The sequence below is a fragment of the Aurantimonas sp. 22II-16-19i genome (genome assembly GCF_002088275.1).
Taxonomy (GTDB): domain Bacteria; phylum Pseudomonadota; class Alphaproteobacteria; order Rhizobiales; family Rhizobiaceae; genus Jiella.
Genome location: NZ_AQQS01000002.1, coordinates 306419 through 322428, shown reverse-complemented (window position 1 = coordinate 322428; position 16010 = coordinate 306419). Strand labels below are relative to the sequence as shown.

The following is a 16010-nucleotide window of genomic DNA, read 5'->3' as shown; positions in this document are numbered from 1 at the left end:
TGCTCTTCGCATAGCCTTCGTCACCGGCATTCGTCCGGCTGGCAGTCGCCCCGCCGGCGCCCGTCCTGCCGGCCGCCGCCCGGAACCGGATGTCGAAGCCCGGCCCACCAAGAGGATCTGACCGCAGATTATGGCAAAACCCATGGAAGACGAAGGAGAAACGGCGGCCGCCTCGCCGCGGCCGTCGATCGTGCTCTACCAGCCCGACATTGCCGGCAACGCCGGCACCATCCTGCGGCTCGCCGCCTGTTTCGGTCTTGCCGTCGAGATCGTCGAGCCGGCGGGGTTCGATGCCTCCGACCGCGCCCTGAAGCGCGCCGGAATGGACTATGCCGCCATGGCGACGCTGCGCCGCCACGACGACTTCGCCGCCTTCCTCGCCGACCGGCAGGCGCGCCCCGGCCGCATCGTCCTCCTGACGACCCGCGCCGACACCGCCTACACCGATTTCGTGCTTTGCCCGACCGATCGCCTGCTCTTCGGCCGCGAGAGCGCCGGAGTGCCCGATGACGTCCACGCGCTCGCCGACGCCCGCCTGACCATCCCGATGGTGCCCGGCGCCCGCTCCCTCAACCTCGCCGTCTCCGCCGGCATCGTCGCGGCGGAAGCCATGCGGCAGTTGGCGTGGCCGGTCGGCACCTGACACCCTCGCCGGTCCGTCGCAGCGGATCGCGGATGGACGGGCGAGGCGCTTGACCCGATGGGCGCCCGGAGACTGCGAGGCGATCGTTGGAGCGTCGAATGACGGGACGCAACGCCCCGCCGCCGGTCAGGATGCGGGCTGCGGCACGTCTGCCGGGGCCGGCGACGGCGCCGGCGAAGGGCCGGGCGGGGACGCGCCCTCATAGATCCAGATGCCGCCGATCAGGACGAGGAAGAACACGAGGAGAAGAACGAGCTGCAGCTTCAGGCTGGACGGCCGGGGCTTGGAATATCTCTCTTCCGGCTGCATGGGCCAGTCCCTCGCATCGCGCCCGGAACGGCGTCCCCGACTGGATTAAGCGTTTGTTAAGCATACACTTGTATCGATGGAATGGCGAGTGAAAGATCGCCTCGCGATGGTTCGAGGTCCAGGATCTGCTCCGTTTCGAGGCGCCCCTCCATGAAAATCCAACTCGCCCTCGTCGCCGGCCTGCTGGCCGGCGCGACGCCGCACGCCGCCGAGGCGGCCTGGCGCCCCCTGTCGAAGGAAGCCATCGAAACCGCGACCTTCAAGGGCTGGCAGGCGGCGGTGCGGGAGCGGGACGCCGTCGCCGCGACGGCGCGCAGCAACGACACCGGCCCGAGCGTTCAGCCGGCGGGCGAAATCGCAAGGGCGGCCGAGGCCGCCAGCGCTGCCTCCGCTACGGGTTCGCAGCCGGCGTCTCCCATCGCCCTCGCATCCGCGCAAACGCAGAGCGTCGCCGTCACCGGTGAACCGGGTCTGGAGATCGCCACGCCCCACAATTCGACCGACCTGCCCGACGAGGCGGGCCTCGAGACGGTCGACGAGCAGAAGCGGCCCGATCCGTTCCTGATCCGGCTGCAGATCCTGCTCGACCGGGCCCACGCGTCGCCGGGCGCCATCGACGGCTTCGACGGCGAGAACACCCGCAAGGCCATCGCCGCCTACGAGGCGATGCGCGGCCTTCCCGAAGACGGTGAAGTCGATCCGGATCTCTGGGTGATCCTCTCCCTCGATCAGGGGCAGGCCACCCGGCTCTACACGATCAGCCAGGCCGACGTGGACGCACGCTTCGTCGACCCGATCCCGGACGACTACGGCGAAATGGCGAAGCTGGACTGGCTCGGCTACAAGTCGCCCGCCGAGATGCTGGCCGAGCGCTTCCACATGGACGAGGATCTGCTCCTCGCCATGAACCCGGCCGCCGACCTCATGGCGGTCGGCACGCAGATCCTCGTCGCCGATGTCGGCGAGGTCCCGACCGTCAAGGTCGCCCGCATCGTGGTCGACAAGCAGCGCGGCGAACTCATCGCCTATGACGCCGAGGACAACGTCGTCCTGATGAACCCGGCGACCATCGGATCCGACGAGACCCCCTCGCCCTCCGGCCACCTCATGGTCACGGCGGTCGCCGAGAACCCGACCTACAGCTACAACCCGGCGAAGAATTTTACCCAAGGCAACAACACCGGCGTTCTGACCATCCCGGCCGGCCCCAACGGCCCGGTCGGCTCGACCTGGATCGCGCTGTCGAAGCCGACCTTCGGGATCCATGGCACGCCGCATCCGACCCGCATCGACAAGAGCCGCAGCCATGGCTGCGTCCGGCTGACCAACTGGGACGTCGAAGCCCTGGCGCATCTGGTCCAGCCCGCCGTGACGACGGTCGAGTTCCGGGACGCGGCCGCTCCGCAGGTCGCGGTGAAGTAAGGCGCCGGCCGCCGGATCACCGATGCCGCCGCCATGATCGGGCGCGGCCGAAAAGACTCTAGCCGGCTAAGCGGTCCTGCCGCCGCCGGCAGCTGGAGCAAGCCCCGGAATCCACAGCCTTTCCAGGCAACGCAGGGGTTACGGCGGGATCGGTCTGAAGCCGAAACCCTGAGGCGAAATCGCCAGACGGCTAACCGTCAGTGGTGATTGCTATGTGTTGCATCGACGTCATATCGCTTCAGGGAGCGGGCGTGCATGAGGGCCTCGTCATACCTACGAGGATCCAGATGCGTCACTTCCTGAAGACTTCCCTGGCCGCTTGCGCGGTCGTTTCCTTCGCCGGCGTCGCCGAGGCCGCCGACGTGATCTATGAAGAGCCGGCGATGGTCGCCCCGATGGCTCCGATGGAGGCAGCGCCCTACAGCTGGACCGGCGGCTACATCGGCCTGTTTGGCGGCGCGGCGACCGGCGACTTCGACTACGACTTCGCCGTGTCCCCCGCTGTCGGCGGCATCGGCGACGCTTCGCTCGAGAACTCTGCCGGCGGCCTCTTCGGCGGCGCCCAGGCCGGCTACGACTACCAGATCGGCAACTTCGTCATCGGTGCGGTCGCCGACATCGCCGCCAGCGACATCGACACCGAGCTCACCGCCTCGATCGGCGGCGTCGGCTCGGCCTCGGTCAGCTCGGACCTGCAGTATCTCGGCACCGTGCGCGCCCGTCTCGGCTACGCCATGGACCGCTTCATGGTCTATGGCCATGGCGGCTTCGCCTATGGCGAGACCGAGCAGACGGTCTCGCTGACCGGCCTCGGCTCTGTCACCAACGACGAGAACGACACCAAGACCGGCTACGTCGTCGGCGCCGGCGTCGAATACGCCATCTTCGACAACGTCTCGTTCCAGACCGAGTACTCCTATACCGATCTCGGCGACGACACGATCCTGTCGGGAACGGTCGGCGGCACGGACTTCTCCGTCGACGAGAGCCTCGACTTCCACGCGGTGAAGGCGGCGATCAACTACCGCTTCTGATCGCCTTCGCTCGGCAATCGCGCGTTCCGGCCCGCCGCTTCCCATGGAGCGGCGGGCCGTTTCGCGTCGGCACCAGCCGGACGGCTTCTCCGGCCTCCCGCAGGACCGGCCGCGCCCCCCGACCACCCGGCCCGGCGCGGCCGCGCCCTCAATCGGCGCTCGGCAGTCGCCGCATGGTGAATTCGATCCGGTCGCCCGGCAGCTGCCGCCAGCTCTCCACCTGCGTCCAGTAGGCGGCCTTGGGATATTTCTCGAACCACTCGCGCGCCTTCACCCGCGCCTCGCCGCGCTCCAGCGTGAAGGTCTCGCGCACGAAGCTGTCGGCTCCGGGCTCGCCGCCTTGCGACCGATGATCGCGGGTCCGGCGCAGCTGGCGCTTCAACCCCTCGAGGGGTGGCCTTGCGAGCGGCGACATGGGAACTCCGGTGAAAAGCGGGTTTGTCTCGACTTCGCCCCAAGATAGTGTGATCTCGACAGAATAACGAATCGGACGGGCCACGGCACTGACCCCGCGCTGCGGGTCGGTCGGTGCGGGCGCTGCCAGCCCGCGCGCCGGCCGGCTGCCGCGAGGCGGCGAGGCTTCGCGGGGGCGCTGCCGATCGTGCGGGGGAAACGGATAGAGCCGCCATGCAAAGACCTGATCTGCCGACGGGCCTGCCGGAGGACATCGAGCACAAGAAGGCGATGGCGCGCGCCTGGTTCGAGGCCCTGAGGGACCGGATCTGCGCCGCCTTCGAGGCGCTGGAGGACGAGTTCGGCGAGGAGGTCTCGCCCGAGCCCGGCCGCTTCGAGCGCACCGAGTGGTCCCGCGACGGGGACGGCGGCGGCGGCGTCATGTCGATGATGCGCGGCCGCCTGTTCGAGAAGGTCGGCGTCCACGTCTCCACCGTCCATGGCGAGTTCTCGCCGGAGTTCCGCCAGCAGATCCCCGGCGCCGAGGACGATCCGACCTTCTGGGCCTCGGGCATCTCGCTGATCGCCCACCTGCACAATCCGAACGTTCCCGCCGTCCACATGAACACCCGCATGGTGGTGACCACCCGCCAGTGGTTCGGCGGCGGCGCCGACCTGACGCCGACCCTCGACCGCCGCCGCAAGGAGGACGACGTCGACGCCGTCGCCTTCCACCGGGCGCTGAAATTCGTCTGCGACCGGCATCGCCGGGTCGCCGACTATCAGAAGCTGAAGGAATGGTGCGACGAGTATTTCTACCTGCCGCATCGCGACGAGCCGCGGGGCGTCGGCGGCATCTTCTATGACTGGCTGCACTCGGCCGCCGACGCCGGCGGCTGGGACGAGGACTTCGCCTTCACCCGCGACGTCGGCAAGGCGTTCCTGGTCGTCTACCCCCACATCGTCCGCCAGAACGCCCCCCTGCCCTTCACCCCCGAGGATCGCGAAGAACAGCTGATCCGCCGCGGCCGCTATGTCGAGTACAACCTCCTCTACGACCGCGGAACGCTGTTCGGGCTGAAGACCGGCGGCAATGTCCAGTCGATCCTGTCTTCCATGCCGCCGATAGTTAAATGGCCGTGATCTATCGACGCGACGCAAATTTTTGTCGCTGCGGTTGAACCACTATATATTTCACTGCGTTTTCCTCCCGTATGAACCAATGAAACAAATTGGGAGGAGCACCATGTACGAACTGGATTGCAGCACCGTGTTTCCGGCGTGCGAGCGGGTCATCCGCGCCGACACCAAGGCCGGCGTCATCCGCCGGGCGATCGCCCAGGCCCAGGCCCTCGGCATCGAGCGGATCACGCCGTCGCTGATGGATTCGCTGCGCGAGAAGACGATCGAGCGTCCGGAGTCCGACGTCCGCGCCGCCTGAAGCACGCGCCATCAGAAGCAGACCAACCGGCGGCGGCATCCTCGCGGATGCCGCCGCTCTCATGACTGAGGCAGGTCGGTTACCGGGCAAGCCGACCATCCCGGCTCCCGCTTCGATCCTGGCCGGGCAGATGCCCCGGCATTGCGCCGGCCCGCATCCTGCATCACCTCGTCTTCGCCGATGGCCGCGTTAGTTTCGCGCCGATGATGCTCGGATCAGCACCCCGCCCGCGACTTCTGCCCGACCGGGCGTTCCCGCCCTACGCCTATCTCCCCGGACGATTTCCCCATCCTCTGCGGCATCCGGAAGGCCACAGCTACGACGCGGAGCCGGACGCGACGGTGCGTGTGGATGCTGCGCTGACGTCGGAGGCGTTTCGATGGGGCGTCGATCTCTTCAATTTCGGCTACTACTGGGAAGCTCACGAAGCGTGGGAAGGCCTGTGGCAGACGTCTCGGGAGGCACCCGGGCAGCGGACCTTCCTGCACGCGCTGATCCTCCTCTGCGCCGCTGGCGTCAAGCTGCGGGAGGGAAAGGACGTGCCTGCCTTGCGGCACGCCAGACGGGCCGCAGGATTGCTCCGCGCGCTTCGATACCAGCGGGACTTCACGGCTGCGATCGGCATGCCGCCGGAGGAACTCGCCGATCGCGCCGAAGCCGATGCGCTGGCGGGAGCCCGTCTCCACGCCTCCGTATCGCCGATACCGAGGGCTGCGTTCGCATTCACGATCGTCCCCGATTAGAAGGGAGACGATCGAGCCGACTTGCGTCCTGACTGCAGCCCGTCGATGGTGCAAAAGGCAGGCCACGAGGGTCTGCCCGGAAGGCAAGCAATCGGAAGACACATGGCTCAGACAGGCACAGTAAAGTTCTTCAACGCGGACAAGGGGTTCGGCTTCATCACTCCCGACAGCGGCGGCAGTGACATCTTCGTCCACGCTTCGGCTCTCGAACGATCCGGCCTCAGGTCCCTGAACGACGGCGACAAGGTGTCCTTCGACACCGAGCCCGACAATCGCGGCAAGGGGCCGAAGGCGGTGAACATCCAGATGGCCTGAGCGCCAACCGTGGACCGGGCGATTTCATGTCGGGCACCCGGTCCACCCTTCGAAGGAGGCGTCTACTGTTCTTCGCTGGTCTCGGCCGCCTTCGCCATCCGGGCGGCCTTCAGGCGCGCCGATTTGTCCGCATCCGCTTTGACCCGAGTGGCCTCCATCTTTTGGGACTTGGCCGTCGTCTTGTCCTCTCGCAGCTGCTTGAAATGCTTGTCGGCGCTCGTCCGGGAATCTGAGCCGCTGCTCATTCGGTCTCGTTCCTGATGGCGGCCGTCTCGGCCGCTTGGTCGGGACCGGACGCTCCGTCGTCTTCCTTCTTCGCGATCTTGGCGTCCAGTTTCGCGGCCTTCTTCGCGGCCTTGGCTTTGTCGCGTTCCTGACGCTCCATGTTGAAGTTCGGCTTTCTGGCCATTCTGTCTCCTGAGGTGTTGCGGCCCCTGTTCTTGGCAGGGGGCTGGAGCATGATCCCGAAAAGCGGCAACCGGCTTTCGGGAAAGATCATGCGGCAAGAAGAGGACAGAGCGGGATGTCGATCGAAGCCGATCTCATCGCGCTCCAGCGAACCGGAGCCGGTTCAGCCAGCGGACCCTTCAACGCTTGGCCGTTTGGATGGCGCGTCATCGCTGGGTTTTCAGATAGTCCTTCCCCGCGCGCGTCGGATACCATTTCTGGTCGCGACGTTCGATGAAGCCGAGCTTCGTCAGATCGGGAATCAAGCCGGTGTCCGGGTGATCCGCGGGTTCGCGGACGAGCCTGGTGAGCAGCGACCGACTTTCGGCCGTCATACGCGCCAAAGCCATATCTATATCCTTTCCGGAAGTGAGCGCGGATCGCCCCGCCTTACCGCCGGTGCGACGGAAGCGGCTCACTTCAGTCTTCATTCTATCGCTGAGCGAGGCAGCGCGGGCTCGGCCGTTGCCGATCAGGGCAGGTCTGCTCGTCAATCGACGCGGAATGCACCACGCCGGAACACAGTCTGGGCCGGAACACAGTCTGGGCCGAAACACAGGCTGGGCCGAAACACAGGCCGGGCCGAAACACAGGCCGGATTCTCCGCTCCGGGCCATGACCGAAATGGTCCCACACCGGATCGCTCGCCGAAGGTGGACCCCGGCTTTCGGCCGCGCGCCGCCGCGACGTTGGCGTACCCGCTCAGGGCTGCCGGGATGGGCTCGCAGTTCTATTCTGAACGAAGCCGGCTTGTGGTGCACCCGACAGGATTCGAACCTGTGACCTTCGCCTTCGGAGGGCGACACTCTATCCAGCTGAGCTACGGGTGCAGTCCGGCGCGAGGCGCCGATTTTCCAGCTGCCGTTCCCTACCCGATCTGCCGCGCGCGGGCAAGGGAGGGTGAGGCAGAAGGACCGAGTTTTCGCATCGGGCCGGCCTGGCATCCGGTGTCCGGTATCCGGTGGCCGGTGTCAGGGGGCCAGTGTCAGGGGGCCGGTGTCAGGGGGCCGGTGTCAGGGGGCCGGTGTCAGGGGGCCGGTGTCAGGGGACCGGTGTCCGATGGATCGGGCGGCATCGCCGATGCCGCCCGTTACTGCGCCGAGATCGCTCCCGGCGCGATTCGGCGCCGGGAGCGGTCGTCCGGCTTACTGATGCGCCAGCACCGCCAGCAGCAGCAGCGCCACGATGTTGGTGATCTTGATCGCCGGATTCACCGCCGGGCCCGCCGTGTCCTTGTAGGGATCGCCCACCGTGTCGCCGGTGACCGACGCCTTGTGGGCGTCGGAGCCCTTCATGTGGCGCACGCCCGCCGCGTCGACGAAGCCGTCCTCGAAGGACTTCTTGGCATTGTCCCAGGCGCCGCCGCCGGAGGTCATCGAGAGGGCGACGAAGATGCCGGTGACGATGACGCCGAGCAGCATCGCGCCGACCGCCGAGAAGGCCTGGCTCTTGTCGGAGATCAGATAGACGGCGAAGTAGACGACGACCGGCGCCAGCACCGGCAGGAGCGAGGGCACCACCATCTCCTTGATCGCCGCCTTGGTCAGAAGGTCGACGGCCCGGGCATAGTCCGGCCGCTCGGTGCCCGCCATGATGCCGGGCTTCTCGCGGAACTGCCGGCGCACCTCCTCGACCACCGAGCTCGCTGCCCGGCCGACCGCCGTCATCGCGATGCCGCCGAACAGGAAGGGGATCAGGCCGCCGAGCAGCAGGCCGACCACGACATAGGGGTTGGTGAGGGCGAAGTCCGGCTGGACACCGCGGAAGTACTCGAAGCCGTTGCCGGCATCGGCCTGCTGGATGAAGAATTGGAGGTCGTAGTTGTAGGCGGCGAACAGCACCAGCGCGCCGAGGCCGGCCGAGCCGATGGCATAGCCCTTGGTGACCGCCTTGGTGGTGTTGCCGACCGCGTCGAGCGCGTCGGTCGAACGGCGCACGTCGGCGGGCAGGCCCGCCATCTCGGCGATGCCGCCGGCATTGTCGGTGACCGGGCCGAAGGCGTCGAGAGCGACGATCATGCCGGCGACGCCGAGCATGGCGGTGACCGCGATGCCGGTGCCGTAGAGGCCGGCGAGCTGGTAGGTCGAGATGATGCCGGCGACGATGACGATGGTCGGCAGCGCCGTCGCCTCGAGGGAGACCGCGAGGCCCTGGATGACGTTGGTGCCGTGGCCGGAGACCGACGCCTCCGAGATCGAGCGCACCGGCCGGAAGCCGATGCCGGTGTAGTATTCGGTGATCCAGACGATCAGCCCGGTGACGGCGAGGCCGACGATGCCGCAGATGAACAGGTTGAGGCCGTTGATCATGATGCCGGCCGAGGACTGGCCGACGTCGCCGAAGCCGACCGTCGCCCAGGTCGCGACGCCGAGCCCGACGATCGACAGCAGCGTCGTCACCCACAGCCCCTTGTAGAGCGCGCCCATGATCGAGCCGTTGGCGCCGAGCCGGACGAAGAAGGTGCCGATGATCGAGGTGATGATGCAGGCGCCGCAGATCGCCAGCGGATAGAGCATCACGCTCTCGATGACGCCCGAGCCGGCAAAGAAGATGGCGCCGAGCACCATGGTGGCGACGACCGTCACCGCATAGGTCTCGAACAGGTCCGCCGCCATGCCGGCGCAGTCGCCGACATTGTCGCCGACATTGTCGGCGATGGTGGCGGGGTTGCGCGGATCGTCCTCGGGGATGCCGGCTTCCACCTTGCCGACGAGATCGCCGCCGACATCGGCGCCCTTGGTGAAGATGCCGCCGCCGAGGCGGGCGAAGATCGAGATCAGCGAGGCTCCGAAGCCGAGCGAAACGAGGGCGTCGATGACCGTGCGGTCGGCCGGCTGGAAGCCGAACCAGGAGGTCAGGGCGAAGAAGTAGAGGGTGACGCCGAGGAGCGCCAGGCCGGCGACCAGCATGCCGGTGATGGCGCCGGCCTTGAAGGCGACGGAGAGGCCGAGACCGAGCGAGCGGGCGGCCGCCTGGGCGGTGCGCACATTGGCCCGGACCGAGACGTTCATGCCGATGAAGCCGGCGAGACCGGACAGGATCGCGCCGATGGCGAAGCCGGCCGCCGCATAGAGGGACAGGAGGAACCAGGTGAGGGCGAAGACGACGACGCCGACGATGGCGATGGTCGTGTACTGCCGGGCGAGATAGGCCTGCGCCCCCTCGCGGATGGCGCCGGCGATCTCCTGCATGCGCGCCGAGCCCTGATCGGCGGCGAGGATCGAGCGTGTCGCCCAGATGGCGTAGGCGATCGCGAGTAGCCCGCAGAGGGCCACCACCAGTAGAATTGTCGGCATGCCGTTTCCTCACTTGGTCGCCGGCGCTTCAGGCCGACGACGATCCCATTGTCGTTCTTCGGTTTTGTCGTTCTTGCGGTCCTGGCGTTCGTGAGCCCCGACCGATCCTGCTCCCCCCACGGCCCGGGCAAGCGGAGGTTATATGAGCGCGTCGCCGCGTCAAGCGCAGCGAACGGATGGGATCGCGGCGGTGGGGAAGGTCAGCCCGGCAGCAGACGCGCACCGGCCCGGCGCGCTTCGAGGACGACGGCCGCCAGGCAGACGAGGACGATCGGCACGGCGACGAGGTTCATCGTCTCCCAGCCGCTGGCGACGAAGACCCGCCCCGACATGAAGGAGGACAAGGCCACCGTGGTGAACAGCACGAGGTCGTGGAAGCCCTGCGTCTTGTTCTTCTCGGACGGCCGGTAGGTCTCGGCGACCATCGCCGTCGCGCCGATGAAGCCGAAGTTCCAGCCGAGGCCGAGCAGGACGAGGCCGAGCCAGAACTGCCAGACGGCCTCGCCGGAAAGGAACACCGCGAAGCTGAGGAGGAGCGCCACGAGGCCGGCCGCGATGACCCGCTCCTTGCCGTAGCGGGCAATCAGCCGGCCGGTGAAGAAGCTCGGCCCGAACATCGCCATGACGTGCCACTGGATGCCGAAGAAGCCGACCTCCTTCGGCAGGCCGCAGGCGACGATGGCGAGCGGCGCGCCGGTCATCACGAAGCTCATCATCGCGAAGCTGCCGACGCCGCAGACGAGCGCCGTCAGGAAGCGCGGCTGGGCGACGATGGCGGCGAGCGGGCGCGCGGACTCGGCGGGCGCTGCGCCCGCCTGGACGGCGGGGACCTCGGGAATGCGCAGCCGGGACAGGACGACGACGCCGAGAAGCCCGAGGATCGACAGGCCGAAGAAGCCGCCGGCAAATTCGGCCGGGCGGAACACCTCGGTGGTGAAGTTGACCATCTGCGGGCCGATGACGGCGGAGAACATGCCGCCGGCGAGCACGATGGCGATCGCCCGCGCCTGGTAGTCCCGCGGTGCGCCGTCGGTGGCGGCGAAGCGGTACTGCTGGGTGAAGGCATTGCCGCAGCCGACGAGGATCAGCGACAGGACGAAGGGCCAGAAGGACTGGGCGATGAGCGACAGCCCGGCGCAGAGGCCGCCCACCGAGACGAACAGCGCGCCGGCGGAAAAGCCGAGGCGGCGGCCGATCGCCCGCATCAGGGCTGCCGCCGGAAGCGCCCCCAGCGCCACGCCGACATTGAAGCCGGTGACGGGAAGCGTCGCCCAGGACTTGTCGTCCATGAGCAGCCAGGTTCCCGCGAGCCCCCCCGTCGAGATCGCCACCGGCGCCGCCGAGCCGACCACCGCCTGGGCGGTGGCGAGGACGAAGGCGTTGCGCCGCGCCGTTGCGGCACCCCTTGCCTGCGCCAGCCCGCCGGCGGCGGCCGACATCACGACGGTTCGCTTCCGTCAGCCCCTCGGGTCTCGTCCGCCCCTCGGGTCTCGTCCACCGGGGCGCCCGGCTGTGGCCTGTCGACCTTGTCGGGGCGGTTTTCCTTGGCGATGCGGTCGAGCACGGCGTTGATGAGGCGCGGCTCCTCGTCGGTGTAGAAGGCTCTGGCGACGTCCACATATTCGTTGACGATCACCGCCACCGGCACGTCGAGCCGCGAGCGGATCTCGAAGACGCCGGCCCGCAGGATCGCCCGCAGCGTCGTGTCGAGGCGGGCGAGCGGCCAGTCCCTCGGCAGCGCGGCGTGGATCATCGGGTCGATGACCGTCTGCTGGCGCACCACGCCGGAGACGACGTCGCGAAACCAGCCGGCGTCGGCGGAGCGGTACTGTTCCCCGTCGATCTCCTGGCCGAGGCGGTAGGATTCGTACTCCGCCACCGTCTCCAGCAGGTTCGAGCCGCCCACATCCATCTGGTAGAGCGCCTGGACGGCGGCGAGCCGCGCCGCGCCGCGCTTGTTGGCGGCCTTCACCGGCCGGGGCGGCTGATGCGGATCGGCCATGGTCAGTCTCCCAGCTGCTCGCGGAGGGCGATCATCCGCAGCGCCGTCTTGGCCGCCTCGCCGCCCTTGTCCTTGCGGGCCGGATCGGCGCGCACCAGAGCCTGCTCCTCGTTCTCGACGGTGAGGATGCCGTTGCCGACGGCGATCCCCTCGTCGATGGACAGCGTCATCAGCGCCCGGGCGGATTCGCCGGCGACGATGTCGAAATGGAAGGTCTCGCCGCGGATGACGCAGCCGAGCACGACATAGCCGTCGAACTCGGTGCCGCCGCCGTCGGCACCGGACAAGGCGAAGCCGATCGCCGCGGGCGCTTCCAGCGCGCCCGGCACGGTGACGACCTCGTGGGTCGCGCCGGCGGCATCCAGCGCCGCCTTGGCGCCGGCGAGGAGATGATCGGCGATGTGCTCGTAGTAGCGCGCCTCGACGATCAGGATGTGCGGGTTGGAAGCCATGGGAAGTCCTTCCGGAAATGGGTCGTCGCGGGGATACGCCTCCGCCGCACCACAGGCAACAGGCACTGGCGGGAAGACCCATGGCTTTTCGCAAGGTCGGGGCCGCATTGCTCCATAGTAGCGGGGGCACCGGCCGCCGGGAGACCATCATCGCCAGAAGGCGATATATCTCCTTAGGGCACCTCCTTCAAATTTTCTATGATTGCTGACTGATACTGCTCTCAATGCGAATAGAAGAGCTATTTTTTTCCTTGTGAATTTAGGTAGTGGCCTTGCCTTCCCTAAAGGGATTTAATAACCTCGTCCACATTCAGAGCGTGTATCTCGCACGCAAACAGGGGCCATGAAAATGATGGTCCTACGGGCCAGTGCGTCAAAAGCGTTCATCCTTGGGAGCCCTGTCGCTATGAAAGTATCCGACATTCAAAAGGCGCTGGCCGCCCACGGCATAAATCCCGGTCCTATCGACGGCATCTGGGGCCGTCAGACCATCGCAGCCGTGAGAGAGTTTCAACGCCGTTCAAATTTGGAAGTCGACGGCATCGTCGGTCCAATGACGCTGGGCGCTCTGTTTCCGAACACACCGAAGTATACCGGTCTCGACCAGGTCGATCTCGTCTGGTTCAAGGAAGCGCGCCGACTGATAGGGACTAAGGAGAAACCCGGCACCGGGTCAAATCCTGAAATTCTCGACTGGGCAAGCGACGCTGGGATCCCATACGATTCCGATGACACACCCTGGTGCGGCCTGTTCGTCGCTCACTGCATCGGTTCAACCCTCGACCGGGAGCCCATCCCAACCGCCCCATTGTGGGCTCGCGCCTGGAGGCGATTTGGCTACAAGACCGAGCCAACGACGGGGGCCGTAATGGTTTTTTGGCGGGAATCGCGAGGAAGCAGCAAAGGTCACGTGGGATTTTATGCCGGCGAGGATGCTTCAGCATATCGAATCTTGGGCGGCAACCAGTCAGACTCGGTTTCACTCGCTTGGATCAAAAAGGATCGGCTCCTCGAAGCGCGATGGCCATCGACAGCAGCTGCGGTGATTCCCACTGCTGTCGAAGTCGCCCGAAGGGATACATTATCCTGGGACGAAGCTTGATCAAATCTCGCTGCTGCTGCCGCCGAACAGGCGTTCGGCATAGCGCGCAATCTGGTCGATCTCAAGATTGACGCTGTCGCCGACGGCGCGATCGCCCCAGGTGGTGACGCTGAGCGAGTGGCGGATGAGCAGCACGTCGAAGACGTCGTCCTCCACCGAATTCACCGTCAGCGACGTGCCGTCGAGGCAGATCGAGCCCTTCCTGGCGATATAGCGCTTGAGGGCTGCCGGAGCCTTGAGACGGAAGCGGACGGCCTCCCCCTCGTCCTCGCGCGCGACGATCTCCGCCAGCTCGTCCACATGGCCGGAGACGAGGTGGCCGCCGAGCTCGTCGCCGACCTTCAGCGACCGCTCCAGATTGACCCGCGTTCCCGGGCCCCAGCCGCCGGCGGTGGTCAGCCGCAGCGCCTCCTCCCACGCCTCGACCTCGAACCACCTCGCATTCGCCGTGGCCTCCGGCAGCGCCGTCACCGTCAGGCAGACGCCGGCGCAGGCGATCGACGCGCCGATCGCGATCGTCGCGGGATCGTATGCGGTGGCGATGCGGAAGCTGCAGCCCTTCTCGCGCGGCTCCGCCGCCTCGATCCGGCCGATATCGGTGACGATCCCGGTGAACATCAGACAATCTCCTCGCAGGCAAAGTCGAACCATGTGTCGGCGCCGAACACGTCCTGCCGCAGCAGCCTGTAGCGGCTTCGGGCCGCCGCGACGTCCAGCGGCGGGACGATCCCCGCCTCGCCGATCTCCACCGCGCCCTCGACGAGGATCAGCCGGTCGACCAGCCCGTCGGCGAGGAAGCTCGCGGCGATGTTCGCCCCGCCCTCGACGAGGATCGAGGTGATGCCGGTGGCGGCGAGATCCTCGAGCAGCTCCGGCAGGGCGACGCGGCCGCTCGCCGGATCGGCGACGCAGGCGACGAAGGTCACCCCCGCCTCGGCGAGCGCGGCCTGCCGCTGCGGGTCGGAGGTCTCGAAGGTGGCGATCATCGTCGGCACGCTGCGGGCGGTGCGGGCGACAGTCATCTCCGGCGAGGTTCTGAGGTTCGGGTCGAGGATGATGCGCGCCGGCGAGCGGCCCGCCATGCCCGGCAGCCGGCAGTCGAGGCGCGGATCGTCCTCCAGCGCGGTTCCGGCGCCGACGAGGATGGCGTCGTGACGGGCCCGCACCAGATGGGTCTGGGCGTCGGAGACGGGGCCGGTGATCTTCACCTGGCCGCCGCCGCGAATGCCGATCCGCCCGTCCCGCGACAGGGCCATCTTGAGGGTGACGCCCGGGCGGCCGCGCCGGTGCCGGGTCAGGTAGCCCTCGATGGTGCGCGCCGCCTCCCTCTCCATCACGCGCCGCGTCACGGCGACGCCGCCGGCCATCAGCATCTGGTGGCCCTTGCCGTCGACCCGCGGGTCGGGGTCGGCGGCGGCCGAGACCACCCGAGCGATGCCGGCGCGCACCAGCGCCTCGGCGCAGGGGGGCGTGCGGCCGTGGTGGGCGCAGGGCTCGAGAGTGACATAGGCGGTCGCGCCGCGGGCGAGTTCGCCCGCCTCGGCCAGCGCTCCCGCCTCCGCATGCGGCCGGCCGCCCAGCGCGGTGACGCCGCGCCCGACGATGCGCGGCCCCTCGCCGTCGTTGCGCACGATCAGGGTCGCCACGGACGGGTTGGTGCCGGTCCGCCCGACATGGCGCATCGCATAGCGGATCGCGGCCGCCATGAACCAGCGGTCCTCGGGCCGTTCCGGGGCGAAGGCCGAGGCGCCAGAGGCGCCATTCGCGACGGGGGCTGCGTCAGTCGTCATGGGGATCGTCCTCCTTCGAAGCCGGGGCGGGCTTGACCGTCTCCATCGCGATCGCCGTATGGGAGCGGGCGAGTTCTCCGATCACGGACTCGAAGTCGCTCGCCTCGGCGAAGTCCCGATAGACCGAGGCGAAGCGCACATAGGCGACGTCGTCGAGCCCCCGCAGCGCCTCCATCACCATCGCCCCGATAGCCTCGGACCGCACCTCCGGCTCGCCCATCTGCTCCAGCCGCCGGACGATGCCCGAGATCATCCGCTCGACCCGCTGGGGATCGACGGGCCGTTTCCTGAGGGCGATCTCCACCGAGCGCGCGAGCTTGTCGCGCACGAACGGCACCCGCTTGCCGGACTTCTTCAGGACATGGAGCTCGCGCAGCTGGACCCGCTCGAAGGTGGTGAAACGGCCCGAGCAGTCCGGGCAGATCCGCCGGCGGCGGATCGCCGCGCCGTCCTCGGCCGGGCGCGAATCCTTCACCTGGCTGTCCTGGGACCCGCAATAGGGACAGCGCATCGTCTTCTGCTCCCGCACTCATGGCAACGCGCCGCAACGCCGAGGCGTCCGCCCGTCGAACCTGTCGCGGCTTCGACGCCGGGCCGAAGCCTCGACGAAGCGCGCGATCC

General features: G+C 67.9%; 20 protein-coding genes and 1 tRNA gene. 8 read left to right on the top strand and 13 right to left on the bottom strand.

Annotation, left to right across the window (positions count from 1 at the left end):
* Positions 1-142 precede the first annotated feature (142 nt).
* Positions 143-643, top strand: coding sequence for a tRNA (cytidine(34)-2'-O)-methyltransferase (locus ATO4_RS04085; protein WP_083590118.1), 501 nt, complete (start codon positions 143-145; stop codon positions 641-643).
* Between the two features lie 126 nt (positions 644-769).
* Here the strand turns inward: ATO4_RS04085 and ATO4_RS04080 are convergent, their stop codons facing one another.
* A complete protein-coding gene (locus tag ATO4_RS04080; RefSeq protein ID WP_083590117.1) occupies positions 770-952 on the bottom strand; it encodes a hypothetical protein in 183 nt (60 codons plus the stop codon).
* Positions 953-1102: 150 nt separating this feature from the next.
* Here ATO4_RS04080 and ATO4_RS04075 point away from each other — a divergent pair, with 150 nt between their 5' ends.
* Both ATO4_RS04075 and ATO4_RS04070 read left to right on the top strand, forming a co-directional pair.
* Complete coding sequence (locus tag ATO4_RS04075; protein WP_245308551.1) at positions 1103-2374, top strand: L,D-transpeptidase; 1272 nt, start codon at positions 1103-1105, stop codon at positions 2372-2374.
* A gap of 287 nt (positions 2375-2661) precedes the next feature.
* Positions 2662-3408: an outer membrane protein gene (locus ATO4_RS04070; protein WP_083590116.1), complete on the top strand. Its 747-nt coding sequence runs from the start codon at positions 2662-2664 to the stop codon at positions 3406-3408.
* 148 nt (positions 3409-3556) lie between these two features.
* Here ATO4_RS04070 and ATO4_RS04065 read toward each other — a convergent pair whose 3' ends face one another.
* Positions 3557-3823 carry a hypothetical protein gene (locus ATO4_RS04065; protein ID WP_083590115.1) on the bottom strand — a complete coding sequence of 89 codons (267 nt, stop codon included), beginning with the start codon at positions 3821-3823 and terminating at the stop codon, positions 3557-3559.
* A 212-nt stretch (positions 3824-4035) separates the two neighbouring features.
* On the opposite strand from ATO4_RS04065, the gene hemF reads away from it, so the two are divergent.
* The 4 genes from hemF to ATO4_RS04045 all read left to right on the top strand — a co-directional run bounded on the left by hemF (position 4036) and on the right by ATO4_RS04045 (position 6300).
* Positions 4036-4944 (top strand): oxygen-dependent coproporphyrinogen oxidase, encoded by a 909-nt coding sequence (gene hemF, locus ATO4_RS04060; RefSeq protein WP_083590114.1) that lies wholly within the window; start codon positions 4036-4038, stop codon positions 4942-4944.
* 103 nt (positions 4945-5047) lie between these two features.
* On the top strand, positions 5048-5242 hold the full coding sequence (locus ATO4_RS04055) for a DUF1059 domain-containing protein (RefSeq protein ID WP_083590113.1): 195 nt from the start codon (positions 5048-5050) through the stop codon (positions 5240-5242).
* A gap of 206 nt (positions 5243-5448) precedes the next feature.
* Entirely contained in the window at positions 5449-5985 is a 537-nt protein-coding gene (locus ATO4_RS04050; RefSeq protein ID WP_139802234.1) for a DUF309 domain-containing protein, read from the top strand.
* Between the two features lie 102 nt (positions 5986-6087).
* Complete coding sequence (locus ATO4_RS04045; RefSeq protein ID WP_083590111.1) at positions 6088-6300, top strand: cold-shock protein; 213 nt, start codon at positions 6088-6090, stop codon at positions 6298-6300.
* 62 nt (positions 6301-6362) lie between these two features.
* Here ATO4_RS04045 and ATO4_RS04040 read toward each other — a convergent pair whose 3' ends face one another.
* The 8 genes from ATO4_RS04040 to ATO4_RS04010 form a co-directional block, all read right to left on the bottom strand.
* Entirely contained in the window at positions 6363-6545 is a 183-nt protein-coding gene (locus tag ATO4_RS04040; RefSeq protein WP_083590110.1) for a hypothetical protein, read from the bottom strand.
* Positions 6542-6709 (bottom strand): hypothetical protein, encoded by a 168-nt coding sequence (locus ATO4_RS27605; RefSeq protein WP_176222851.1) that lies wholly within the window; start codon positions 6707-6709, stop codon positions 6542-6544. Before ATO4_RS27605 ends, ATO4_RS04040 begins: the two co-directional genes overlap by 4 nt.
* A gap of 205 nt (positions 6710-6914) precedes the next feature.
* Positions 6915-7178, bottom strand: a complete 264-nt coding sequence (locus tag ATO4_RS26870; RefSeq protein ID WP_139802233.1) for a hypothetical protein — start codon at positions 7176-7178, stop codon at positions 6915-6917.
* Positions 7179-7500: 322 nt separating this feature from the next.
* A tRNA-Arg gene (locus ATO4_RS04030) sits at positions 7501-7577 on the bottom strand.
* Positions 7578-7892: 315 nt separating this feature from the next.
* A complete protein-coding gene (locus ATO4_RS04025; protein WP_083590108.1) occupies positions 7893-10043 on the bottom strand; it encodes a sodium-translocating pyrophosphatase in 2151 nt (716 codons plus the stop codon).
* A gap of 200 nt (positions 10044-10243) precedes the next feature.
* On the bottom strand, positions 10244-11482 hold the full coding sequence (locus tag ATO4_RS04020; protein ID WP_083590107.1) for an MFS transporter: 1239 nt from the start codon (positions 11480-11482) through the stop codon (positions 10244-10246).
* A complete protein-coding gene (nusB, locus tag ATO4_RS04015) occupies positions 11482-12045 on the bottom strand; it encodes a transcription antitermination factor NusB (RefSeq protein ID WP_083590106.1) in 564 nt (187 codons plus the stop codon). The genes ATO4_RS04020 and nusB overlap by 1 nt, the downstream gene beginning before the upstream one ends.
* A gap of 2 nt (positions 12046-12047) precedes the next feature.
* The gene (locus ATO4_RS04010; RefSeq protein ID WP_083590105.1) at positions 12048-12497 is read right to left on the bottom strand and encodes a 6,7-dimethyl-8-ribityllumazine synthase; all 450 of its coding nucleotides are present in this window, start codon (positions 12495-12497) and stop codon (positions 12048-12050) included.
* 406 nt (positions 12498-12903) lie between these two features.
* Between ATO4_RS04010 and ATO4_RS04005 the strand changes: the two genes are divergently transcribed.
* Positions 12904-13599, top strand: a complete 696-nt coding sequence (locus ATO4_RS04005) for a TIGR02594 family protein (RefSeq protein WP_083590198.1) — start codon at positions 12904-12906, stop codon at positions 13597-13599.
* Here ATO4_RS04005 and ATO4_RS04000 read toward each other — a convergent pair whose 3' ends face one another.
* The 3 genes from ATO4_RS04000 to nrdR are packed head-to-tail and all read right to left on the bottom strand — an operon-like array spanning position 13600 to position 15900.
* The gene (locus tag ATO4_RS04000; protein WP_083590104.1) at positions 13600-14217 is read right to left on the bottom strand and encodes a riboflavin synthase; all 618 of its coding nucleotides are present in this window, start codon (positions 14215-14217) and stop codon (positions 13600-13602) included.
* Positions 14217-15389, bottom strand: a complete 1173-nt coding sequence (gene ribD / locus ATO4_RS03995) for a bifunctional diaminohydroxyphosphoribosylaminopyrimidine deaminase/5-amino-6-(5-phosphoribosylamino)uracil reductase RibD (RefSeq protein WP_083590103.1) — start codon at positions 15387-15389, stop codon at positions 14217-14219. The genes ATO4_RS04000 and ribD overlap by 1 nt, the downstream gene beginning before the upstream one ends.
* Positions 15379-15900, bottom strand: coding sequence for a transcriptional regulator NrdR (nrdR, locus tag ATO4_RS03990; protein ID WP_083590102.1), 522 nt, complete (start codon positions 15898-15900; stop codon positions 15379-15381). The genes ribD and nrdR overlap by 11 nt, the downstream gene beginning before the upstream one ends.
* Positions 15901-16010: the final 110 nt, after the last annotated feature.